Source organism: Extensimonas vulgaris, from assembly GCF_003337425.1.
In the GTDB taxonomy this organism is placed as follows: domain Bacteria; phylum Pseudomonadota; class Gammaproteobacteria; order Burkholderiales; family Burkholderiaceae_C; genus Extensimonas; species Extensimonas vulgaris.
In genome coordinates this window covers 460295-483105 of sequence record NZ_QPJU01000002.1, presented here as the reverse complement: position 1 = coordinate 483105, position 22811 = coordinate 460295, and the positions used below count along the sequence as shown (strand labels likewise).

The 22811-nt window shown below is 68.2% G+C and carries 16 protein-coding genes and 1 tRNA gene; 7 read left to right on the top strand and 10 right to left on the bottom strand.

The window, feature by feature from the left end; all coding sequences use genetic code 11:
* Window positions 1-201: 201 nt before the first annotated feature.
* From DFR45_RS05165 to DFR45_RS05135, 7 genes are all read right to left on the bottom strand, one after another.
* Complete coding sequence (locus DFR45_RS05165) at window positions 202-2403, bottom strand: methyl-accepting chemotaxis protein (RefSeq protein WP_158636976.1); 2202 nt, start codon at window positions 2401-2403, stop codon at window positions 202-204.
* A 74-nt stretch (window positions 2404-2477) separates the two neighbouring features.
* Window positions 2478-2552: transfer RNA gene (locus DFR45_RS05160), tRNA-Arg, on the bottom strand.
* Window positions 2553-2664: 112 nt separating this feature from the next.
* Window positions 2665-7113 carry a translocation/assembly module TamB domain-containing protein gene (locus tag DFR45_RS05155; protein ID WP_244910962.1) on the bottom strand — a complete coding sequence of 1483 codons (4449 nt, stop codon included), beginning with the start codon at window positions 7111-7113 and terminating at the stop codon, window positions 2665-2667.
* A gap of 92 nt (window positions 7114-7205) precedes the next feature.
* Window positions 7206-9119 (bottom strand): autotransporter assembly complex protein TamA, encoded by a 1914-nt coding sequence (locus DFR45_RS05150; protein ID WP_114482603.1) that lies wholly within the window; start codon window positions 9117-9119, stop codon window positions 7206-7208.
* A gap of 4 nt (window positions 9120-9123) precedes the next feature.
* Complete coding sequence (locus tag DFR45_RS05145) at window positions 9124-10311, bottom strand: vWA domain-containing protein (protein ID WP_114482602.1); 1188 nt, start codon at window positions 10309-10311, stop codon at window positions 9124-9126.
* A gap of 18 nt (window positions 10312-10329) precedes the next feature.
* Window positions 10330-10935 (bottom strand): GNAT family N-acetyltransferase, encoded by a 606-nt coding sequence (locus tag DFR45_RS05140; protein ID WP_114482601.1) that lies wholly within the window; start codon window positions 10933-10935, stop codon window positions 10330-10332.
* Window positions 10936-10987: 52 nt separating this feature from the next.
* Window positions 10988-11842 carry an AAA family ATPase gene (locus DFR45_RS05135; RefSeq protein WP_114482600.1) on the bottom strand — a complete coding sequence of 285 codons (855 nt, stop codon included), beginning with the start codon at window positions 11840-11842 and terminating at the stop codon, window positions 10988-10990.
* Window positions 11843-11947: 105 nt separating this feature from the next.
* Between DFR45_RS05135 and DFR45_RS05130 the strand changes: the two genes are divergently transcribed.
* Window positions 11948-12625, top strand: a complete 678-nt coding sequence (locus DFR45_RS05130) for a c-type cytochrome (protein WP_114482599.1) — start codon at window positions 11948-11950, stop codon at window positions 12623-12625.
* 119 nt (window positions 12626-12744) lie between these two features.
* Here DFR45_RS05130 and DFR45_RS05125 read toward each other — a convergent pair whose 3' ends face one another.
* A complete protein-coding gene (locus DFR45_RS05125; RefSeq protein WP_114482598.1) occupies window positions 12745-13179 on the bottom strand; it encodes a DUF1841 family protein in 435 nt (144 codons plus the stop codon).
* A gap of 121 nt (window positions 13180-13300) precedes the next feature.
* Here DFR45_RS05125 and DFR45_RS05120 point away from each other — a divergent pair, with 121 nt between their 5' ends.
* Together DFR45_RS05120 and DFR45_RS05115 are read left to right on the top strand one after the other, a co-directional pair.
* Window positions 13301-14506, top strand: coding sequence for a M20 aminoacylase family protein (locus DFR45_RS05120; RefSeq protein WP_114482597.1), 1206 nt, complete (start codon window positions 13301-13303; stop codon window positions 14504-14506).
* Window positions 14507-14542: 36 nt separating this feature from the next.
* Complete coding sequence (locus DFR45_RS05115) at window positions 14543-15025, top strand: YqaA family protein (protein ID WP_114482596.1); 483 nt, start codon at window positions 14543-14545, stop codon at window positions 15023-15025.
* A 286-nt stretch (window positions 15026-15311) separates the two neighbouring features.
* On the opposite strand, the gene DFR45_RS05105 is transcribed toward DFR45_RS05115, so the two are convergent.
* Together DFR45_RS05105 and ychF are read right to left on the bottom strand one after the other, a co-directional pair.
* Window positions 15312-17006, bottom strand: a complete 1695-nt coding sequence (locus DFR45_RS05105) for a bifunctional aminoglycoside phosphotransferase/ATP-binding protein (RefSeq protein ID WP_114482594.1) — start codon at window positions 17004-17006, stop codon at window positions 15312-15314.
* A 3-nt stretch (window positions 17007-17009) separates the two neighbouring features.
* A complete protein-coding gene (gene ychF / locus DFR45_RS05100) occupies window positions 17010-18104 on the bottom strand; it encodes a redox-regulated ATPase YchF (protein WP_114482593.1) in 1095 nt (364 codons plus the stop codon).
* Between the two features lie 133 nt (window positions 18105-18237).
* Here ychF and DFR45_RS05095 point away from each other — a divergent pair, with 133 nt between their 5' ends.
* Genes DFR45_RS05095 through DFR45_RS05080 form a run of 4 tightly spaced genes read left to right on the top strand, consistent with a single transcriptional unit; the run spans window position 18238 to window position 22804 of the window.
* Window positions 18238-19392, top strand: coding sequence for an FAD-dependent monooxygenase (locus DFR45_RS05095; protein WP_114482714.1), 1155 nt, complete (start codon window positions 18238-18240; stop codon window positions 19390-19392).
* Between the two features lie 35 nt (window positions 19393-19427).
* The gene (locus DFR45_RS05090) at window positions 19428-20150 is read left to right on the top strand and encodes a DsbC family protein (protein WP_114482592.1); all 723 of its coding nucleotides are present in this window, start codon (window positions 19428-19430) and stop codon (window positions 20148-20150) included.
* Between the two features lie 8 nt (window positions 20151-20158).
* Window positions 20159-21973: a M61 family metallopeptidase gene (locus tag DFR45_RS05085; protein ID WP_114482713.1), complete on the top strand. Its 1815-nt coding sequence runs from the start codon at window positions 20159-20161 to the stop codon at window positions 21971-21973.
* A gap of 51 nt (window positions 21974-22024) precedes the next feature.
* Window positions 22025-22804, top strand: coding sequence for an enoyl-CoA hydratase (locus tag DFR45_RS05080; protein WP_114482591.1), 780 nt, complete (start codon window positions 22025-22027; stop codon window positions 22802-22804).
* Window positions 22805-22811: the final 7 nt, after the last annotated feature.

Below are 22811 nucleotides of genomic sequence, written 5' to 3'. Positions count from 1 at the left end.
CTTTGGGCGTCGATAGCGAGAATGGGCCCCAGCGAGGCCAGTTTTTACCGGATTCGCAGCCCCATAGCGGGACTATGGGGCAAGAAGCCGGTAAAAAATGGGCCGCTGCGGCGCTTTCGCAGCCGACGATTCCAAAGTCCGACAGGCTCCTAGCACCTCGCAATGCCAGGGAGCCCATCATCCTGCGTCCTCATGAACAATCTAAAAACTCTCCCATTCGTCATCGTCATTGGGCTTGGCCTTGCCGTGCAGGCTCGCGGCGTCGGGGCGCTTGAGCTGCGGCGCGGGAGCGGCCGAAGCGGCAGCCGCGGCACCGCCAACAGCGCCTGCCCTGCCCTTGCCTTTGCCCTTGCCCTTGACTTCATTGGACAGCTGCACGATGGCCTGCCCCACGCGCTGCGACGCCCGTGCAAATGGCGAATCGGCAGCGATCTGGCGCTGCGCCTCTTGGTACGCGCCGCGGTTGATGGTCTGCGCGACCTTGCCGGCCTCTTCATGGAAGTGCCGATGTTCTTCGATGAGATGGGTGAACGACGGGCGAGCACCATATTGCGACCGCCCCTTGCCGTGCAACCATTTGCCCAATTCGCAGCAGTCGTCGCGGCCGATGGTCTCGACGTCCAGGGTTTCCTTGTTTTGGATCGCCCCGCGCAGCTTGATTTTCCAGTCGGCATGCGCGCGGATCGCGTTGTCCAGCCGCACCTGCGTCTCGTGCACGCTCTCGCCAGACGGCGCTGCGGCAAGATGCATGGGGTTGGATACATGCGGGGCGGCCGTGAGCGCCGACGTGAGCGCCGGCGTGGGCGCGTGCACGGGCCCGGCCGCAACGGCTGGCCCATGCGCCGATGGCGCCGTATCGAGCTTGAACATGGACACGGCGCGCACAAGCTCCTGCGCCTGGGCGTTGAGGCTCGCGGCGGCGGCCGCCATTTGCTCGACCAGCGCGGCGTTTTGCTGCGTGACCTGGTCCATCTGGCTCACGGCCTCGCCCACCTGCGCGACGCCCGCGCTTTGCTCGCTGCTGGCCGCGCTGATCTCGCCCATGAGGTCGGTCACGCGGCGGATGCCGGTGACGATCTCCGCCATCTTCGCGCCCGCCTGGTCGGCCAGCGTGCTGCCCTGGCCTATGCGCGTGACGCTGTCGGTGATCAGCGCCTTGATTTCCTTGGCGGCCTGCGCGCTGCGCCCGGCCAGGCTGCGCACTTCGCTCGCCACCACGGCAAAGCCGCGGCCCTGCTCGCCCGCGCGTGCGGCCTCGACGGCGGCGTTGAGCGCGAGAATGTTGGTCTGGAACGCGATGCCGTCGATCACACCGATGATGTCGGCGATTTTTTGCGAGGAGCCGTGGATGCCCTTCATGGTCTCGACCACCTGAGCCACGACTTCGCCGCCCTCTTGCGCGACGGCCGAGGCGCTTTGCGCGAGCTGGTTGGCCTGGCGCGCGTTGTCGGCGTTTTGCTGCACCGTGCTGCCAAGCTCTTCCATGGAGGCCGCGGTTTCTTCGAGCGCGCTCGCCTGGCTTTCGGTGCGCGCCGAGAGGTCGGCGTTGCCGGCGGCGATCTGGGCGCTCGCCACGGAGACGGAGTCCGAGGCGTGGCGCACGTTCGACACCACCTCACGCAGCGCAGCCTGCATACGCGCGACGGCCGCCAGCACGCTCGCGCGGTCGCCCGCACGCACGGGCAGCTCGACCGACAAATCCCCCTCGGCCACGCGCCCGACTGCGGCGGAGAGCTCGTCGGGCTCGGCGCCGAGCGCGCGCGTGATGCGGCGCGTGATCAGCCAGCCGGCAAGCACGGCAAATGCAAATGCCAGCACACAGACGGCGATCAGCAGGTTGCGCTGCAAAGCAAACTCAGCGGCAGACGCTGCAACGAGCTGGCTCGCGCGCTGGGTTGCATAGTTCACGTACTGCTGCGTAGTTTCATCCAGCGCGCGCAGCAGAGGCAAACATTCGTTGTTGATCTTCGTAATGGCGGCCTCGCGCTGCTGGTTCGCAGCCAGATCGACGATGGCGAGGGCGACGGGTGCGTATTGCTGCTCGATGCGGTCGATTTCTGCCACCATACGCCGCGCTTCTTCGGTGGCGCCCGCATCTTGCACCAGCGTTTTGAGCTTTTGCAGCTGGCTTGCGACTTCTGCGTGAGCCTGTGTCGCTACTTGTTTTTCGGCCGCGATGTCCTCTGGCTTGGCGCGCAGCACCATGTTGCGCACCGCGATCGCTCGCCGTTGCACGGCCTCCTGCATTTCGTGGGCGGCATTGAGACGCGCGCCCATGCCTTGGACGTAGTTTTCAAAGCGCTGATTGGCGTCATTCATCCCTTTGATGGCAAACACCGCCACGAGCAGTACCAACAGAGCCAATCCACCGAAAGCCCAGCCGAGCTGAGCACGCACCGTCATTTTTCGCATTCTTCCCTCCACAAGCAATTGATAGAAGCCGAGAGTCCACGAGCGAAAAGCATAACCGCAGACACTGGCCTCACCGTCAGGACTCGAACCTGAATCTTCCGCTTAGGAGGCGGAGGCACTATCCCTTGTGCTACGGCGAGAGAAAAGAAGAAGCAAAGACTCTGCCCGAAAGCGCGCCCATGGTGGGCTGGCAAGCAGGGGCAGGGGCGCATTGTAGGGCGGCCCACGGAGTTCTCTCCACCCGCTGCAAGCTCAATCCCGGCGCAGCGTGTAGATGATGTCGAGCGCGCTTTTCTCGCCCGTCTGGCCGCGCAGGGTCAGGTGGCGCGTGAGGTCCAGGAAGATGTAGATGGCGCCGAGCGCGTTCGTGAGGCCGTATTCGTAGGTCACGTACATCTTGTCCGACAGGCGCTTGCCCAGCGACAGCGCGGTGCCGTTGCTGTCGGCGCTGTCGCCGCCCAGGCCCAGCTCGTCGAGGCCCAGGCGGCTTGCAATCTGTGCGCCGGGGCTGGCGCCGCCGCGCCCGAGCAAAATCAGCGCGGCCTGCTGCAGCATGGCGGTCTGCGTGCCCCCCTGCGCGGCGGCGCGGCCCAGCACCACCCACGAGAGTTTTTCGGCCTCGGGCATTTCAGGGTCGGAATACAGGCGCACGCGCGGCGCCTGTGCCGTGCCGCTGATCTGCACGCCCGCGCGCACACTGAGGTTGGGGCGCAGTGCGAGGATGTCGAGCGCGGGGTTGTCATAGGGGCCGTTGAAGTGGATATGCCCGGTTTCGATATCCAGCGTCTGGCCCCAGGCGCGGTAGCGGCCCTGCTCGGTGGCGATGTCACCCGTGATGCGCGGCGCGCCGCCGGGCTCGGGGCTGGAGCGGATGTCGAGCGTGCCGCGCAGGCGCGTGGTCAGGCCCATGCCCTGCAGCGCGAAGTCGCGCCCCAGGTTCAGGCTCACGGCGATGTCGGGTGCGCGCGCGGCCTGCACTGTGGCGCGCGCCTCGGGCTGCGCGGTCTTTTGCGTGGCCGCGTCCTTGGCGCGCGAATGCACCACCACGTCGTCGCCCAGACGCGGCGCGCCTTGTTCGGGTAGCAAGATCGCAGCGCGGTCTATCGTGAGCTGGCCGCGCAATCGGATCTGGCCGCCCTGCAGCTGCGCCTGCACCGGGCCCGAGACGCTGACCTGCCGGTCGGCGCGCACCAGCACTTGCAGCGCGCGCGCCTCGCCCTGCAATTGCATGGCGATGCCCGCGTCGCCGTCGGCAGGGCTGCTCCAGCGCAGCGTGCCCGTGCCGGCGAGCGTGCCGCCGTCCTGCGGCGGCGGCGTGCGGTTGCCGCTCAATCCGGGGATGCGCGCATTGCTGCCGCGCCCGCCCTGGATGCGCCATTCGGTGATGGCCAGCGTGTCGCCGCGCAGCGTGGCGCGCAAACGGCCTTGCTGCAGGTCGATGCCGTCGAGCACGGAGCGCACGGCCACGTCGTCGGCAGCGAGCGTGCCCGACCAGCGCGGCGCGGCGCGGCTGCCCGCGAGCTGCGCGTCCGCTTCGACCGTGCCACGCACGCGCCAGCCCGGCGGCGCGAGCAAAGACCAGGCGCCGAGGTCGGGCAGGCGCGCCTGCAGCGTGCCGGCCATGGGCGCGTCGGCGGGCCAGACGGGCGCGCCTTGCACCCAGGCGATGCGCGTGTCGGCCGTGGCGTTGACGTGGCCCGCGCGCTCGCTGTCCCACAGCAGCCGCGCGTGCACGGCGTCGCCCTGCGCTTCGAGCGCCACCTCGGCCGCGCGCACGCCGGCCTGGGTGACAGCGGATGACTTGCCCGCGCCGCCATTGCCGACTTTGCCGCCGCTGGCCGCTTTGCCACCCGCGCCGCCGGCGCCATTCATGCCCTCTTCGAGGCGGATGCGCAAGTCGCCACGCGCGCGCTGCAGGCCCACGCGCGCGCGCAGGCCGTCGCGCGCGGTGGTGTCCACGCTCCACTGGCCGTCGAAGGCCAGGTCACCACCGAGCCCGAGTCGCGTGAGCAGCGGCGCCGTGTCGGCGGAACGCGCCTCCAAGGCATCGACCCAGGCGAGCGGCAGGCCGAGCACGCTGCCTTGGGTCTGCAGGCGCATATCGGCGACGCCCGTGCCCGTTCCCGTGCCACGCGCCCAGCGCAGCGGCTCCCAGCGCAATTGCACCGTGCCGGGCAAAGGGCCGCTCAGCGCCGCCTGCCCGGCCGTGGCCTGCACAGTCCAGGCCGCGGCTGCCGAGGCGCTGGCTTGGCCGATCGGAATGTGCCCGTCGAGTGCGAGCGGCGCACCGAGCGTCAGCGTCCACGGGCCCGGGCGCTGCGCGTCTTCGGCTTGCAGGCGCAGGGTTTGCACACGCGCCTGCCAGGGCAAGCCGGCGCCGGTCTGCGCGGCGCGCTGGATGCCACCGTCCAATCTGGTCTGCAGCGCAAACTGCAGACCGCCGTGCTGCAGCGCGCCATCGAGGGCGAGTGTGGCCTGTGCGGCAGAGACCGCGAATTCGGCGCGCACGCCGCGCAGCTGCCAGGGCGCGGCGCCGGGCCCGGTGGCGTTGAGTTGCGGCACGGCCAGCGTCGCCTGCAGCGTAAAAGGGGCTGGGGCTTTGTCGCGCGGCGCTGATGACGCCCCGGCCGTGGACGCCGGGCGCTGCAGCATGTCCCAGGCGCTTTGCCAGCCGCCCTGCCAGCGCGCGGACAGTTGCGCCTGGCCTTGCATGTCGCCTTGCTGCGCGAATCCGAGTCCTGGCACGCCGAGCGCAGCCAGGCGCGCGAGCCACTGCTGCGTGGCGCGCAGGTCTTGCGCCTGCAGCTGCAGCATGCCGGCGCCGCGGCGCGCGTCCAGGCTGCCGTCGGCCGCGGCGACGGCACCGGGCACTTCGAGCTGCACGCGCCCTTGCGCCGCAGGCGACGCGCCAAAGGCCATGCGCAGCGCCTGCGCCTGCACGCGGGCCTGCAACGCGACGAGCTGCAACGTGCGCAATTGCACGCTGGGGCTGCCGTCGGCCTGCTGCTGCCATTCACCCTCGGTCTGCAAGGCGTCTATGCGCAGTTTGGCCGCGGGCGTGGCTTTTGCCGTGGCCTTGGGCGCTGGCGCGGCTTTGGAAGGCTTGGGGGGCTTGGCCCGGCTGCCGCTCGCAGGGTTGCTTGCTGCGGCCTGGACGCCGTTCGCGGCGGCTGTGCCCTTGCCAACCGGCGCTGGCTGCGCGTGCAGGTCTGCCGCAAAGCGCACGGCCCCGGCTTCTTCACGCCGTGCCGTCAGCCAACCCGCAAGCGCCTGCACGTCGAAGGCCGAATGCACGGCGCCGGGCGACACGCCGTGCAAGTCCAGCCGGCCGTCCCACGCGCCGCTGGCCGGCGTGTAGTGCGCCTGCAGCGTGGCCGTGCCCGCGCCCAGGCCCACGCTGGCCGCGGGGGCGCTCCAGCGCTGGCCGTCGTACTCGACGCGCCCTTGCAGCGCCGTGGGCGGCAGGCGGCCCGTGTCCCAAGGCCCGGCCAAACGGTTGGCGAGCTGCACCGCGATGGCCCAGCCCGACGCCACGGGTGCGGCTGGCGGAGCCGCGGATGGAGCGGATGGAGCGGGTGCCGCAGGCGTTGTTGGCGATGAGGATGGTGGAGCTTTGTCATGGTTGCGCACCGGCTGGGCCAAAGGCCCCGCGTGCAGCGTACCGTCGAGCAAGGTGGTCGGCGCCCCTGGCCACAGGGCCGCGAGATCGACGCCGCGCAGCCGCGCCTGGGCCTGCGGCAGCGACTGCGCCGCCCACGGCTGGAGCGTGGCGCTGAGCTCGGCCTGCATGGCATCTGCGGCGGACGCGGCCTGGGGCTTGGCAAGCGCTCGCTTGCCCTGGTCGTCGGGCCGCTTTTTTTCTTCTGAATCGATAGCTGCTTGCGTAGGCGTATCAAGCGCTAAGAGCATTTTTAACTCTAAACTCGCCGCGGCCGTGGCAAGCTGGCCTTGCACGCTCGCGTGCGCCTTCGCCTGGGTGCCCGCGTAGGGTGCGCGGGGCGGCGTCTGCGCTGCGTCGCTGGGCGGCGCGATGGGCACCAAGCCGTCGAGCGTCGCGGCGAGTGCGAACGGCGCCTGCGCGCCCAGCGTGGCCTGGCCGCGGTACTGGCCGCGCCCGAGCGTGAGTTCGCGCAGCGTGAACTGGTGCTGCGCCTCGCGCCAGCCGCCGAGACTGAAGCCGCTGCCCGTGTAGCGGTAGCCGAGCTTCACGTCCTGCAGCTCGAGCGCGGGTGTGCCCGCCCAGCGCAGGCGATCGACGCGCAGCTTCACGTGCAGCTGCAGCGGCACGGGCAGCGCGAGCGCGGTGGGCGGTGTGGGCGGCCCGGCATCGGTGCTGCGCGCGCCCGCAGGCGTGAGCGTGACTTGCGCAACCTGCAGCTTGCCGAGTTCGGCCTGCCCTTGCAGCAGCGCGGCCCAGCGCCAGCCCAGCGGCTGGCCAAAGCGCAAATCCTGCACTTCGACGGCGAGCTTGGGGTTGCTCCAACGCAGCCAGCCTATGTGCCCGCCCTCGCGCAGCGTGCCTTGCACGGCGCGGCTTTCGAGCCGCTGCTCGACAGGCAACAGCCGCGCGACCAGCGCGAGCGTGTCCGCAAGCGAGCTGCTGCGCCCGGCCCACCACCAGCCGCATGCCGCAATCACGAGCAGCAAGGCTAGCAGCAGCCCCAGCAAGATCGCGCCCAGGCGCAACAAGCTGCGCCCCACGCGGCGCCGAGGTGGCGCAGGTGGCGAAGGTGGCTGCTGGGGAGGCGGCGCGTCAGGCCGCAGCGCTTCTTGCGATGGCATCTGGGTCGTGCTCAAAAATTGAACCCCAGCCGCATGTGCAGCCGCAGGCTGTGCACACGCACGCCGTAGGCCAGGTCGGCCTGCAGCGGCCCCACGGGGCTGCGCCAGCGCACGCCCGTGCCTACGCCCACGCGCGGGTCGAGCGCGCGCACGCGGTCGGCAACGGCGCCGGCGTCGATGAAAAAGGTGTTTTCCCAATCGCTCACGCGGCCGTCGCGCAGCATGGGGCGCTGCCATTCGATGCTGCCCACGGCCAGGTAGCGGCCGCCGTAGAGTTGGTTGTTCTCGGTGCGCGCGCCTATGCTGCGGTAGGCGTAGCCGCGCACGGTGGCATCGCCGCCGGTGAGGAAGAGCTCGGTCACGGGCACGGGGGCGTTGGTGCGCGCGAGCACGGCGCCCAGGTCGGTGCGCACGGCCAGGCGGCTGCGGCGCCCGCGTCCGTCCTCGCCTTCCACGCGCCCCAGTGGCACGAACCACTGCCAGCGCAGCAGGCTGCGCGCATAGGGTTCGTGGTGTTCGCCGAGGGTGCTGCCCGCGCCCAGCTCCAGCCCCAGCCCGTAGCCGCGCGTGGGCGCGAGGTTGCTGTTGAAGTAGCGCCCCGTCCAGCTGGTGTTGGCGCTGAGCGAACTGCTCGTGGGCGGCGGGTTCAGGCCCTGGCTGTGCGCGTTGTCGTACTGCAAAAAATAGCTGCGGTCTATGCGCAGGTCGCTCATGCTGCGGCCCGCGCGCAGGCGTCCGCTGTTGACGCGGTAGTCGCCCGTGTCCTCGCGCTGCAGCTTGCCGCTGCCGAACCAGCGCCAGCCCGATTCGTCGGGCAGGTCCATGAGCTCGGTGCCCAGGAGCTTGTCCTTGTTGTCGAGCGCGATCCGGCTCACGGCGCGCCAGCCTATGCCGGGCACGCGGTTGTGGATGTGGTCCACGCTCAGGCGCGGGCCGGCGTCGGTGGAGACGCCCGCGCCGAAGACATATTTCTGCAGCGGCGCTTCGCGCACCTGGGCGACGACGGGCGCGGCCTTGGGGTCGGGCGCCTCGGTGTCGAGCAGCAAAAACACGGTGTCGTAATAGCCGCTCGCGGCCAGGCGCTGCTGGGCGTCGAGCATCTGCGCCTCGGAGTAGAGGCTGCCCGTGGGCAGGCGTGCGATGCGGCGCGCGCCTTCGGGGTCGTAGCGCTGGCTGCCTTCGACTCGCAAAGGGCCGAAGAAATACGGCGGGCCCGGGTCGTAGAGCACGCTCAGCGTCGCCTCGCTCGTGTCGGCGTCAATGTCGGCGCGGCTGCTCTCCAGACGCGCGCCGGCGTAGCGACGCGCCTGCAGCTGGTGCAGGCTCTCTTTCTTCGCGGCGTCCCAGCCTGCCTGGGTGAAGGGCTGGCCGGGCGGGAGCTCCCAGCTTCTTTGCACGCGCTGCAACTGGCGCGCGCCGCTTTCGGGCGCACCGGGCCGGGCGACGGGTGTGTCTGTCTGCGCGCTCACGCTGTGGCCGACGAAGCCGATGTCGGCGCGCACGACGCGCGTCTGCGGCCCCGGATCGACGCGCAGCCGCACCACGCGCACGGCCGCTGCATCACCGGGCGCGGCATGGGTTTCGATGGTGATGCGCGGCGCAAAATAGCCTTGCGTCGCGAGCAGCTCGCGCGCGTCTTCGTCGGCACGCGCGAGCAGGCGCTGCAGCTCGCCTTCCTGCAAGTCGGGCAGCTGGCGAAAACGCTGCAGTTCGAGGTGGCGCTCGAGCAGAGCCCGCAGCGCATCGGGCGCCTGCACTTCGAGCGTGAACGCGGCGCGGCCTTCGCCTGTGGCGGCCGCATCGGCATCAGTGCCCCGGCCCGTGACGCGCTGCCACACGCTGCAGCCAGACAGCAGCAGGGCGAGCGCAAACAGCAGAAAAAACAACGCCGGCCCGCGGGCCGGCGCTGCGACACGGCGACACATGCAGTTATTTTGACAGCAGCCGCATCGCGTCTTCGAGCCCTTTGAGCGAGAGCGGGTACATGCGCTGCGCCATGAGCTGCTGGATGATGCTGATGCTCTGACGGTACTGCCACACACCGGGCGGCTCGGGGTTGATCCAGGCGAACTTGGGGAAGGCGTGCGTGAGCCGCTGCAGCCATTCGGCGCCGGGCTCCTCGTTGTTGTATTCGACGCTGCCGCCGGGCTGCAAAATCTCGTAGGGGCTCATGGTCGCGTCGCCCACGAAGATCAGTTTGTAGTCCTTGTTGTATTTGCGGATGATGTCCCAGGTGGGGAATTTTTCGGCAAAGCGCCGGCGGTTGTTCTTCCACATGAAGTCATAGACGCAGTTGTGGAAGTAGTAGAACTCCAGGTGCTTGAACTCGCTGCGCACGGCAGAAAACAGCTCTTCGACGCGCTGGATGTGCTCGTCCATGGTGCCGCCCACGTCCATCAGCAGCAGCACCTTTACGTTGTTGTGGCGCTCGGGCACCATTTTGATGTCGAGGTAGCCCGCGTTCGCGGCCGTGCTGCGGATGGTGTCGGGCAGGTCGAGCTCGAGTTCGTTGCCCTCGCGTGCAAAGCGGCGCAGGCGGCGCAGCGCGACCTTGATGTTGCGCGTGCCCAGTTCCTGCTGGTCGTCGTAGTCCTGGTAGGCACGCTGCTCCCAGACCTTGACGGCGCTCTTGTTCTTGCTCTGCCCACCCATGCGTATGCCCTGCGGGTTGTAGCCGCCGTTGCCGAATGGGCTGGTGCCGCCCGTGCCTATCCACTTGCTGCCGCCTTCGTGGCGGCCTTTTTGCTCTGCTAGGCGCTTTTTGAGCGTTTCCATGAGCTCGTCCCAGCCGAGCTTTTGGAGCGCGGCCTTTTGCTCGTCGCTGAGCTCGCGCTCGAGCATCTGCGTGAGCCAGTCCGAGGGCAGCTCGCGCGCAACGTCGGCCGCAGCCTCCACGCCCTTGAAGTACGCGGCAAAGGCGCGGTCGAACTTGTCGTAGTGCTTTTCGTCCTTCACGAGCGCCAGGCGCGCCATGAAGTAGAAGTCGTCCAGGCTCCAGGCGTCTTCAGAGCGCGGGCCGACGACGCCGGCCTCGAGCGCTTCGAGCAGGCTGAGGAATTCCTTGACCGATACCGGCAGCTGCGCGGCGCGCAGCGTGTAGAAAAAGTCGATGAGCATGATTTTGGCCTCCAGCGCTCATGTAGCAAGCGCATGCAGCTGCAAAAGGTAGAGCAATTGGGCGCGCGCCTCGGGCCACTCGCCGGCGCGCATGCTGTACATCACGGTGTCACGTATGGTGCCGTCGCGGCGCAGCGCGTGGCCGCGCAGCACGCCGTCTTTCTTCGCGCCCAGGCGCTCGATGGCGCGCTGGCTCGCAAAGTTGAAGTTGTCGGTGCGCCAGCCGACCACGTGGCAGCCCAGCGTGTCGAAGGCGTGCTCCATGAGCAGCAGCTTGGCGGTGGTGTTTACATGCGTGCGCTGCACGCTTTGGGCGTACCAGGTCCAGCCGATCTCCAGGCGCTTCACTGCGGGCAGTATGTCATGGTAGCTCGTGCTGCCGAGCACGCGCCCCGTGGCCTCGTCGCACACGGCAAAGGGCAGGCGGCTGCCCTCGGCCTGCATGGCCAGCGCCTGCTCGATGTACGCGCGCGTGTGCTGCGGCTCGGGCACCGAGGTCACGCGCAGGCGCCACAGCTGCCCGTCGGCCGCGGCAGCGGCGAGCCCCGCCTCGTGCGCAGCAGCAAGCGGCTCCAGGCGCACGCCGTGCGCGCGCAGGGTGACGGGCTGGGCGAACGCGGTCATGGTTGCGGGCGTTGGCAGACGCAGTTTGGCCGTGGCAAGTTGGCGCCGGCGCTCAGCGGTTGCGCTGGTTCATGAACACGAGCTTTTCGAACAGGCTCACGTCCTGCTCGTTCTTGAGCAGCGCGCCCACGAGCGGCGGTATGGCGATCTTGTCGTCGCCGCTTTGCAGCGCCTCGACGGGAATGTCCTCGGCCACGAGCAGCTTGAGCCAGTCGAGCAGCTCGCTCGTCGAGGGCTTTTTCTTCAGGCCGGGCAGGCCGCGCACGTCGTAAAACGTCTTCATCGCAGCGCTGATGAGCTCACCCTTGAGCGTGGGAAAGTGCACGCCGATGATCTGCCGCATGGTGTCGGCGTCGGGGAACTTGATGAAGTGGAAGAAGCAGCGGCGCAAAAACGCATCGGGCAGCTCTTTTTCGTTGTTCGAGGTGATGAACACCAGCGGGCGGTGCTTGGCGCGGATGAGCTCGCGCGTTTCGTAGCAGTAGAACTCCATGCGGTCGAGCTCGCGCAGCAGGTCGTTGGGAAACTCGATGTCGGCCTTGTCGATTTCGTCGATCAGCAGTGCCACGGGCTGGTCTGCCGTGAACGCACGCCAGAGCACACCTTGCACGATGTAGTTGCGGATGTCCTGCACGCGCGCAGCGCTGTCGGGGTCGCCGAGCTGGCTGTCGCGCAGGCGGCTCACGGCGTCGTATTCATAAAGGCCCTGCTGCGCCTTGGTCGTGCTCTTGATGTGCCATTGCAAGAGCGGCATGTCGAGCGCCTGCGCCACTTCTTCGGCAAGCATGGTCTTGCCGGTGCCGGGCTCGCCCTTGATGAGCAGCGGGCGTTGCAGGGTGATGGCCGCGTTCACGGCAAGCATGAGGTCGGGCGTGGCGACGTAGTTCTGGGAGCCTTGGAATTTCATGGATCGAATTGCAAAAACGTTGATGAATGGGCTTGACAGGCGCTGGCTATAATCGACCATCGATCACAGCCGCAGGCTGTTTTTTTACACCATTGTGCGCGCAAAATGACAAAAAAACTGACCACACTGTTTGCCCTGGCTGTCGCTTCCGTGACCGCCATCGCCACCGCCCACGCCGCCGAGGTGCAAGGAGACGCACAGGCAGGGGCCAAGAAAACCGCCATGTGTACCGGCTGCCACGGCATCCCCGGCTATCAGGCCACCTTCCCTGAAGTCTATAAAGTGCCCATGATCGCGGGGCAAAACGCCAAATACCTCGCCGCGGCGCTCGACGCCTACCGCAAGGGCGACCGCCGCCACCCGACCATGCGCGGCATCGCGGCATCGCTGTCCGACCAGGACATCGCCGACCTTGCCGCGTATTACGAGCAACTCGGCAAGTCCCAGACCGGCAGCACCGAATTGCCCGCCAAACCGCGCATCGAGCCCAAGCCGCAGGTCGCGGCGCTGCTGCAAAAAGCCGCCTGCGTCTCGTGCCATGGCGACAACTTCTCCAAACCGATCGACCCGGCCTACCCCAAGATCGCGGGCCAGCATGCCGATTACCTGTTCGTCGCGCTCAAGTCCTACAAGGCCGAACCCAACGCCGTCTTTGGCCGCGCGAACCCCGTCATGGGCGGCATCGCCAAGCAGTTTTCGAACGCCGAGCTCAAGGCGCTGGCGAATTACGTCGGTTCGCTCGACGGCGAGCTGCGCACCGTGCCCGAGCCGCGCTTTCGCTGAGCATCCGCGCACCATCAAAAAAGCCCGCAACAGCGGGCTTTTTTGATGGTCTTTTTGGCATTTCAAGCAGTATCCATAAGCGCTAGAAGCTACTTTTTCAGTAGCATCTTGCGCACAACTCAATCGCGTGTGGCGCGCCGCTGCACGCAGGCCACGTAGGCGTCGCCATCGGGCGCGCGGCCCTGGCGCTGGCTCTCCCACAGCATCTGGCCCAGGCAGTCCATGGCCACATGGTGTGCGGCGTGCAGCGAATCGAGCCGCGCCGTGAGCAGCTCCACCGCCTGGCGGATGCCGCGCGGCTGGTCTATGCTGCACTGCTCGCTGATTGCCAGGTGCATCGAAAGGTGCAAAAAGGGGTTTGTGCGCTCGGGCGTGTCGTCGTACTGGCGCGCCACGGCGGCTTGCGCGTCGGCCAGGTCGGCGTGGTATTCGGGGTGCTCGGCAATCCACAGCTGCGCGAGCGTCTCGAGCGGCTCGAGTGGCGCGCCGCGCGCGGCTTTGGCGTGCACCTCGCAAAAGAAGCGGCGCACTTCGGCTTGGGTTGGCTGAAACATCCGAGCAGCGTAGCACGCGATGGCCGCCCGGAGTGCAGCAAGGGACATGCTCCTCGGGCTAGACTGATGTCCCCCTGGCGCTGCGCACAGCGGCAGCGCCTTCTGCAGGAGACACGACACCATGCACATCATCGAATCCATTGCGGCTCAAGCAAACGACTTTGCGGCCCTGCGCCGCGACTTGCACGCGCATCCGGAGCTGTGCTTTCAGGAACTGCGCACCTCCGACCTCGTGGCGCAAAAGCTCGGCGAATGGGGCATTCCCATCCACCGCGGGCTGGGCAAGACCGGCGTGGTCGGCATCGTGCACGGGCGCGACGGCGGTGCCTGCGGGCGCGCCGTCGGGCTGCGCGCCGACATGGACGCGCTGCCCATCCACGAGGCCAACACTTTTGCGCACGCGAGCCGCCATCCGGGCCGCATGCACGCCTGCGGCCATGATGGCCACACGGCGATGCTGCTCGCGGCGGCGCAGTATCTGGCGCGGCACCGGCACTTCGACGGCACCGTGTACCTGATCTTCCAGCCCGCCGAAGAAGGCGGTGGCGGCGCGCGCGAGATGATCGCGGATGGCCTGTTCGAGCGCTTTCCGATGCAGGCGGTGTTTGGCATGCACAACTGGCCCGGCTTGCCCGTAGGCCACTTTGCCGTGAGCCCAGGGCCGGTGATGGCCTCGAGCAACGAATTTCACATCACCGTCGAAGGCAAGGGCGGGCACGCCGCCATGCCGCACATGACCATAGACCCCGTGCCCATCGCGTGCCAACTGGTGCTGGCGCTGCAGACCATCATCAGCCGCAACAAAAAGCCCGTCGAAGCCGGCGTGATCTCGGTCACCATGGTGCACGCGGGTGAGGCGAGCAACGTGGTGCCCGACCGCTGCGAGCTGCAGGGTACGGTGCGCACCTTTACGCACGAGCTGCTGGACTTGATCGAGGCGCGCATGCGCGAAGTCGCCGAGCACCTGTGCGCGGCGCACGGCGCACGCTGCAGCTTCGCCTTCAAGCGCAACTACCCGCCGACCATCAACACGCCTGCCGAGGCCGCGTTCGCGCGCCAGGTCATGACCGGCATCGTCGGCGCGCAGCATGTGCTCGAGCAGGAGCCCACCATGGGCGCGGAGGACTTTTCCTTCATGCTGCAGGCCAAGCCCGGTGCCTACTGCTTCATCGGCAACGGCGAGGGCGCGCACCGCGAAGTGGATCACGGCGGCGGCCCTTGCACCTTGCACAACCCGAGTTACGACTTCAACGACACGCTGATCCCGCTGGGCGCGACCTACTGGGTGCGCCTGGCCGAACAGTGGCTCGCGACACCCACGGTCTGACGCCTTGCAGAGGCTGAACAAGCACCCATCGCCTCCATGCAAGATTGGCTGCACCACCTGCTCACGCTGCTCGCACTGCCGCAATACGGCCTCAGTACGGTCTTTTTCGTCTCCTTCGTCTCCGCGACCTTGCTGCCCATGGGCTCGGAGCCTGCAGTGTTTGGGCTCATCAAGCTCAACCCCGACCTATTTTGGCCGACGATCCTGGTCGCCACGGTGGGCAATACGCTGGGTGGCGCGCTCAACTGGTGGCTCGGCCTGGGCACGCACAAGGCGGTGGACAGGGTGCGCGGCAGTCCCACGGAGCTGCGTGCGCTCGCCTGGCTGCGGCGCTTCGGCCCGCGCGCCTGCCTGCTGAGCTGGCTGCCCATCGTCGGCGACCCACTGTGCGCCGTGGCCGGCTGGCTGCGCCTGCCCTTTTGGCCCTGCGTGGCTTACATGGCGCTGGGCAAGCTGCTGCGCTATGTGGTCATGACCGCGGCGCTGCTGCATGTGTTGCCGCAGCCGTTGCAGTGGTAGCAGCGTCGGGCGTCTGGGCGGACGGCAAGAACTGCGCTAGTGCAGTGTTTGATGCTTGATGCGACAAATAAAACCGATGGATTTTTGGTCTGGGCAAGGCGCAAACCGCAGCGATACCGGGTGGTATCGCGAGGATTTGCAACGCGGCCCAGGCCGAAAAGACGCGGTTTTATGTCGCAGATAGCGTCGAACACTGCACTAGCAGCCTGCCGGACTTTGGGCGTCGATAGCGAGAAGGCGCCCCAGCGAGGCCAGTTTTTGCCGGATTCGCCGCCCCATAGCGGGACTATGGGGCAAGAAGACGGTAAAAAATGGGCCGCTGCGGCGCATTCGCAGCCGACGATTCCAAAGTCCGGCAGGCTGCCAGTACGGCATCCCAGTCGATGGGCTGCGTCGTATCCAGATGCAGCGTGTGCGCCTCTTCTTGCGCCGCAAGCGGACGCGCCGTGGCCAGCTGCCGCTCCAAGACTGCGGGCGTGGCCTCGGAGGCATCACCACCGCTTTGCAGGCGCTGGGTGATGCGCGCGCGCAGCACTTCGGGCGGCGCCTCGAAAGCCAGGATGCACCACGGCACTTGCAAATCCGCCGCGAGCGTGACGAAGCGCGCGCGCTGCGCAGCTTCGAGCAAGGTGGCATCGATGAGCACCGGGTAGCCCGCCTGCAACACCACACGCGCGAGCTCCGCTAACCGCGCATAGGTGCGCTCCGTGGCCTCCGGCGTGTAGATGCCGCCGGGCACGGCTGCGCTCAAAGCTTCGGGCGCGAGGCCGAACAGGCGCTTGCGCTCCACGTCGGCGCGCACGCGCACCACGCCACGCGCGACCAAGGCCTGTGATTGCGTGGTCTTGCCCGCGCCGGAAAAACCATGCGCGAGCCCGAGCCAGCACGGCTGCGGCGCGCTCAAGCAGGCCGCGAGCTGCACATAGTGCCGCACCTCGCCGAGCGCTTGCGGCAGCGCGCTGGAGCGCGCCTCAGATGCTGGCTGCGGCACTTGCGACAGCTGCGACAGCCGCACACCCGCGACGCGCGCGCGCACCAGGGCGCGATAGACGCAGTAATAGCGCAGCACCTGCAGCCCCGCATAGTCGCCCGTGCGCTCGAGCCAGGCATTGAGAAAGCGCCAGCCCAGATCGGCGCGGCCATGGGCGTGCAAGTCCATGACCAGGAAGGCCACATCCGCCACGACATCTATCCAGCGCAGCGCAGGGTCGAACTCTATGGCATCGAAAAGCAGCGGCTCGCCGCCTTGCACTACCAGGTTGCCCAGATGCAAGTCGCCATGGCATTCGCGCACCCAGCCTTGCTGCAGGCGCGCATCGAACACTGGCGCCAGCATCTCACCTTGGGCTGTGCACCACTGCGCGAGTTGCGCCACGCGCGCAGCCTCTGAGGCCAATTCCGGCAGCGCCGCCAGGGCTTGGACGGCGTGCAAACACTGTGCGACGGGCGCGCGCACGGCCGCGGCACTGCCCCAGCCCGAATCCGGCGCAGCCACCGCCGCAGCAGCGTGAAACTGCGCCACATGCCGCGCCAGCGCGTCGATATGTGCTGGCAGCAAGCGCCCTTGCGCGAGCAGCGCCGCGAGCAGATCGTCCTGGGCGAAGCGCCGCATGTGCACGGCATGCGCGAGCGCCTGCAGACCCCGGGCGTCGGCCTCGGCCGCGGGCAGCACGCGCAAGCCGCCTTCGTCCTCGACCACGGCGACCACCTCCAGATAGAGCTGCGGCGCCGTGCGCCGGTTGATGCGCAACTCTTCCTCGCAAGCCGCGCGCCGCAGTGCCGGCGTGCTGAAGTCGAGAAATTCGAGCTTCAGCGGCTTTTTGAACTTATAGACATGCTCGCCCGCCAGCAGCAGCCAGGAGATATGCGTCTGCATGAGCTCCACGGCAGGCACCGCATGGCCAAACGCCTGCGGCGTGTGCTGCAGACGCTGCAGCAGCGCCTGGGCTGCTGCGTAGGCGTCAGGGGCGCGACTGGCCATCGCTTACACGTTGAACAAAAAGTTCATCACATCCCCATCCTTGACCACGTAATCCTTGCCTTCGGCGCGCATCTTGCCGGCTTCTTTCGCGCCCTGTTCGCCCTTGTAGGCGATGAAGTCGTCGAACGCGATGGTCTGGGCGCGGATGAAGCCGCGCTCGAAGTCGCCGTGGATCACGCCAGCGGCTTTGGGGGCGGTGTCGCCGATGTGGATGGTCCAGGCGCGCACTTCCTTGACGCCGGCCGTGAAGTAGGTCTGCAGGCCCAACAGCTGGTAGGCGGCGCGGATCAGGCGGTTCAGGCCGGGTTCGTCCTGGCCCAGCTCCTTGAGGAATTCGAGCCGGTCGGCCTCGTCCATTTCGGCGAGTTCGGCCTCGATCTTGGCGCAGATGGCGACCACGGGGGCGTTCTGGCGCGCAGCGTAGTCCTTGAGGCGCTCGAGCAGCGGGTTGTTCTCGAAGCCGTCTTCGCTGACGTTGCCCACGAACATCGCCGGCTTGGCGGTGATCAGGCACAGGGGCTTGAGCAGGGCGCGTTCGGCGTCGCTGAGCGCGAGCGTGCGCACCGGCTGGCCTTCGTTGAGCGTGGCCTGCACCTTGGTGAGTAGCTGCACCAGGGCGGCGGCCTCCTTGTCGTTGCCGCTCTTCGCGGCCTTCGTGTATCGCTGCAGGGCTTTTTCGACGGTGCCGAGGTCGGCCAGGCACAGCTCGGTCTGGATCACTTCGATGTCGGCGATCGGATCGACCTTGCCGGCCACGTGGATCACGTTCGGGTCTTCGAAGCAGCGCACCACGTTGATGATGGCGTCGGTCTCGCGGATGTGCGCGAGAAACTGGTTGCCCAGGCCCTCGCCCTGGCTCGCGCCGGCGACGAGGCCCGCAATGTCCACGAACTCAACGATGGCCGGCACGACGCGCTCGGGGTGGATGATCTCGGCCAGCTGCTGCAGGCGCGGATCGGGCACTTCGACCACGCCGGTATTGGGCTCTATGGTGCAAAAAGGATAGTTTTCGGCGGCGATGCCGGCCTTGGTGAGGGCGTTGAAGAGGGTGGACTTGCCCACGTTGGGCAGGCCCACGATGCCGCATTGGAGGCTCATGGCAGGGCTTTCTGGGTTCGCAAGAAAACGTTCGATTCTACGAGGCGGCCCTCGGGAGCCTGGCTTGCGCCCTGTGGGTTGCGCACCGCCTGCGCGCAACGTGGGTACGAAGTGCGCTCCTACAATGCCGGCCATGGCGCAAACCTATGACATTTGTATCCGTGGGGCCGGGATCGTGGGGCGCACCCTGGCTTTGTTGCTCGCGCGCGAGCGTCTGCGCGTGGCGCTGGTCGCGGCACCAGTACCCGAAGGCGCCGCGCCCGACGTGCGCGCCTACGCGCTCAACGCGGCCTCGCGGCAGCTGCTCGAAGGCGTGCGCGCCTGGCCCGACACCGAACACGCCACCGCCGTCACGCGCATGCAGGTCTATGGCGACCAGGGTGCGCAGCTGCACTTCGACGCCAGCGAACTCGGCGCCGAGGCGCTGACCTGGATCGTCGATGTGCCTGCGCTCGAGGCGCGTCTGGCCGAGGCCGTGCGCTACCAGCCGCAGGTCGAGGTCGTGGCCGAAGCTGTACCTGCAGCGCTCACCGTGGTCTGCGAGGGCCGCGCGAGCCGCACGCGCGCCGAGTTCGGCGTGGAGCTCGAACTCACGCCCTACGGGCAGCACGCCATCGCCACGCGGCTGCACTGCGAGCGTCCGCACGCGCAGACCGCATTGCAATGGTTTTTGCCCGACGGCAGCATCCTCGCCTTCTTGCCCCTCGAAGGCGCGCACGGGCACGCCGTGGCCGTGGTGTGGTCGGTGCCGCAGGAACTCGCGCCGCGGCTGCTCGCGCTGGCGCCCGAGGACTTCGCGCAGCAGCTCGAGACGGCCAGCCAAGGCGCTCTGGGCGCGCTGCAACTGCGTGGCGAGCGCGTGGCCTGGCCGCTGCAGCTCGCGCAGGCGCGCCAGTGGTGCGGCCCCATGCCCGACGCGGCAGCGGCTGCTGGCGCCGGCGCGCGCAGCTGGGTGCTCGCGGGTGACGCCGCGCACAATGTGCACCCGCTGTCCGGCCATGGGCTGAACCTGGGCCTGGGTGACGCGCAGGCGCTCGCGCGCGTGCTGCACGGGCGCGACTACTGGCGCAGCGTTGGCGACTTGCGCCTGCTGCGTCGCTACGAGCGCGAGCGCAAGGCGGCCCTGCTGCCCATGCGGCTCACCACCGACGGCCTGCAGCAGCTGTTTGCGCGCCGCGAGGCCCCCGTGCAGCTGCTGCGCAACCTGGGGCTGCGCAGCTTCGAGCACAGCGGCCCGCTCAAAACCTGGATGGCAAAACAGGCCATGGGCGCCGTACGGTCTGCGTGAGGCGCTCCTTTTTTGATATTTTCACGATCCACACCATGCACCCTTTTTCTGCCTTGCTGGCCGGCGCCGCGCTGGCCCTGAGCTTTGCGGCCCAGGCCCAGGAAGCGACGATCCGCAAAAACCTGGCTGAGCGCATCCCGCAGCTGCAAAAAATCGACGAGGTGCGCCCCACGCCCATGCCCGGGTTGTACGAGGTGCGCGTGGGCACCGACTTGTTTTACAGCGATGCCAAAGGCAACTACCTGATCCAAGGCGAGCTGATCGACACGCAGGCGCGGCGCAACCTGACCGAAGACCGCATTCACCAGCTCACGGCGGTGGACTTCGCCGCGCTGCCGATCAAGGACGCGATCCCCATCGTGCGCGGCAACGGCAAACGCAAGCTCGCGGTGTTCGCAGACCCGAACTGCGGCTACTGCAAGCGCTTCGAGCGTGACCTGCAGAGCGTGGACAACGTCACGGTGTACCTGTTCCTCTACCCCATCCTGAGCCCCGACTCGGCCGAGAAATCTCGCAACATCTGGTGCGCGAAAGACCGCGCCGCGGCCTGGCAAGACCAGATGCTGCGCGACAAGCCCGCCCCCGCGGCGAGCTGCGACACCAGCGCGCTGCAGCGCAACCTTGCTTTCGGGCGCAAATACAAGATCACCGGCACGCCCACGCTGATCTTTGCCAACGGCGCGCGCGTGCCCGGCGCCATCGGCGTGGACGAACTCGAAAAACGCCTGGCCGAAGCTTCCGGTCCCGCTGCCCGTTGAAAGCCGCCATGCCCGCCGCCACCGACCCCAGCGCCAGCGCCGCCGTCCACTACTGCATCGCCCCCGCCGACCTGCACGCGCACCTGTTCACGGTCACGCTCAGCGTGGCCGCGCCGCAAGCGGCGCAGGAATTCGCGTTGCCGGTGTGGATTCCGGGCAGCTACCTGGTGCGCGAGTTTTCCAAGAACCTGCAGCGTCTGCAGGCGCAGCAGGGCGACACGCCCGTGCCGCTCACGCAGCTCGACAAACACCGCTGGCGCGCCACGTGCCGCAGCGGGGCGCCGCTCACGCTGCGCTACGAGGTCTGCGCCTACGACCCGTCGGTGCGCGCGGCCTGGCTCGATGCGGCGCGCGGCTTTTTCAACGGCACCAGCCTGTGCCTGCGCGTCGTGGGACAGGAGGCGGCCGTGCACACGCTCGAAGTGCTGCGCGCGGCGGCCCCGCCCGACTGGCGCCTGGCCACGGCGCTCGCCCCCGTGCAGGTCGATGCCGCGGGCTTTGGCGTGTACCGCGCAGGCGACTACGACGAGCTCGTGGACAGCCCCGTGGAAATGGGCGATTTTTGGAGCGGTGCATTCACTGCCTGCGGCGTGCCGCACCGCTTCGTGGTGAGCGGTGCCGCGCCCGCGTTCGACGGCGAACGCCTACTTGCCGACACGCAAAAAATCTGCGCAGCGGCCATCCGCCTGTGGCATGGCGAGGCCGCGCCGCCGCACACGCATTACCTCTTCATGCTGCATGCCATGCACGATGGCTACGGCGGGCTCGAGCACCGCCACAGCACCGCGCTGGTGTGCAGCCGGCGTGCGCTGCCGCGCCGCTGCGACGCCCTGGCCGCGCCAGCCGCCCAGGCCGACCAGACCGCCAAACCCAGCGAGGACTACACGCGCCTCTTGGGCCTCATCAGCCACGAATACTTCCACACCTGGAACGTCAAGCGCCTGCGCCCCGCGGAGTTTGCGCGCTACGACTATGACCGCGAAAACTACACCGAGCTGCTGTGGTTCTTCGAGGGCTTCACGAGCTACTACGACGACCTGCTGCTGCGCCGCGCGGGCCTGATCGACGACGCCGCCTACCTCAAGCAGCTCACGCAGACCATCCACCAGGTAACGCAGGCGCCGGGGCGCAGCGTGCAAAGCGTGGCGCAGGCGAGCTTCGACGCCTGGATCAAGTATTACCGCCCCGACGAGAACACACCCAACGCTACCGTGAGCTACTACGCCAAGGGCGCGCTCGTGGCGCTGTGCCTGGATCTCACGCTGCGCCGCGAGGGCCGCACGACGCTCGACGCCGTGCTGCGCGCGCTGTGGCAGCGCTGCGCGGGCGGCCCCATGCGCGAGGACGATCTGCGCGCGGTGCTCGCCGAGCTCGGCGGGCGCTCGTTTGCGCCCGAGCTCGACGCCTGGGTGCACGGCACCGACGAGCTGCCGCTGGCCGAACTGCTCGCCGCGCACGGCGTGCGCATGCAGGCCGAAACGCCGCAGATCGCCCAGCGCCTGGGCCTGCGTGTTAGCGAAAACCATAGCGTGCAGATCAAGACCGTGCTGCGCCACGGCGCGGCCGAGCAGGCCGGCATGGCGGCGGGCGACGAATGGCTGGGCGTGGAGGTGCAGGGCCAGGGGTGGCGCCTTGCGCGGCTGGACGAGCTGCCGCTGCTGGCCGGCGCTGCGCGCGAGCTCACGGCCCTGGTCGCGCGCGACGGGCGCCTGCTGCGCCTGCCGCTCGGCTTGCCCGATGGCAGCGGCGCGCCGCCCGACACCTTCCGCCTCAGCGTGGCCGACGGCGCGGCGCTGGGGCGCTGGCTCGGTTCGCCGCTATAGTTTGCGCCGCCCCGCTTTTCCTTCCCTTTCCACGGAACCCAAGGAGCCTCCATGAACTACGAAACCATCCTCGTGCGCACCGAGGCCGACAAGGTCGGCATCATCACCTTGAATCGCCCCAAACAGCTCAACGCGCTCAGCGACCAGCTCATGGACGAGCTGGGCCACGCGCTCAAGGCCTTCGACGCGGACGAGAAGATCGGCTGCATCATCCTCACGGGCAGCGAAAAAGCCTTTGCCGCGGGCGCCGACATCCCCGGCATGGCCAAATACAGCTTCGTCGATGCCTACAAGGGCGACTTCATCACGCGCAACTGGGAGACGATTCGCAGCGTGCGCAAGCCCGTGATTGGCGCGGTGAGCGGCTTTGCGCTCGGCGGCGGCTGCGAGCTCGCGATGATGTGCGACTTCATCATCGCGGCCGACAACGCCAAGTTCGGCCAGCCCGAGATCAAGCTCGGCGTGATCCCGGGCGCGGGCGGCACGCAGCGCCTGCCGCGCGCCGTGGGCAAGTCCAAGACCATGGACATGGTGCTCACGGGCCGCATGATGGACGCCACCGAGGCCGAGCGCGCGGGCCTGGTGAGCCGCGTGGTGCCGCTGGACAAACTGATGGAGGAAGCCCTGGGCGCGGCGCTCACCATTGCCGACCTCTCGCAGGTGGCCGCCATGGCCGCCAAGGAATCGGTGAACCGCGCGTTCGAGAGCACCCTCAGCGACGGCCTGATGTTCGAGCGCCGCCTGTTCCACGGCCTGTTCGCCACCGAAGACCAGAAGGAAGGCATGGACGCCTTCCTGAACAAGCGCAAGCCGATATTCAAGAATCGTTGACGGGACT

Coding starts and splice junctions, on each gene's coding strand:
- DFR45_RS05090 (WP_114482592.1), top strand. CDS start 19,428: ATGCACCCTTTTTCTGCCTTGCTGGCCGGCGCCGCGCTGGCCCTGAGC.
- ychF (WP_114482593.1), bottom strand. CDS start 18,104: ATGAGCCTCCAATGCGGCATCGTGGGCCTGCCCAACGTGGGCAAGTCC.
- DFR45_RS05120 (WP_114482597.1), top strand. CDS start 13,301: ATGCACATCATCGAATCCATTGCGGCTCAAGCAAACGACTTTGCGGCC.
- DFR45_RS05085 (WP_114482713.1), top strand. CDS start 20,159: ATGCCCGCCGCCACCGACCCCAGCGCCAGCGCCGCCGTCCACTACTGC.
- DFR45_RS05135 (WP_114482600.1), bottom strand. CDS start 11,842: ATGAAATTCCAAGGCTCCCAGAACTACGTCGCCACGCCCGACCTCATG.
- DFR45_RS05095 (WP_114482714.1), top strand. CDS start 18,238: ATGGCGCAAACCTATGACATTTGTATCCGTGGGGCCGGGATCGTGGGG.
- DFR45_RS05150 (WP_114482603.1), bottom strand. CDS start 9,119: ATGTGTCGCCGTGTCGCAGCGCCGGCCCGCGGGCCGGCGTTGTTTTTT.
- DFR45_RS05145 (WP_114482602.1), bottom strand. CDS start 10,311: ATGCTCATCGACTTTTTCTACACGCTGCGCGCCGCGCAGCTGCCGGTA.
- DFR45_RS05115 (WP_114482596.1), top strand. CDS start 14,543: ATGCAAGATTGGCTGCACCACCTGCTCACGCTGCTCGCACTGCCGCAA.
- DFR45_RS05140 (WP_114482601.1), bottom strand. CDS start 10,935: ATGACCGCGTTCGCCCAGCCCGTCACCCTGCGCGCGCACGGCGTGCGC.
- DFR45_RS05105 (WP_114482594.1), bottom strand. CDS start 17,006: ATGGCCAGTCGCGCCCCTGACGCCTACGCAGCAGCCCAGGCGCTGCTG.
- DFR45_RS05080 (WP_114482591.1), top strand. CDS start 22,025: ATGAACTACGAAACCATCCTCGTGCGCACCGAGGCCGACAAGGTCGGC.
- DFR45_RS05165 (WP_158636976.1), bottom strand. CDS start 2,403: ATGACGGTGCGTGCTCAGCTCGGCTGGGCTTTCGGTGGATTGGCTCTG.
- DFR45_RS05125 (WP_114482598.1), bottom strand. CDS start 13,179: ATGTTTCAGCCAACCCAAGCCGAAGTGCGCCGCTTCTTTTGCGAGGTG.
- DFR45_RS05130 (WP_114482599.1), top strand. CDS start 11,948: ATGACAAAAAAACTGACCACACTGTTTGCCCTGGCTGTCGCTTCCGTG.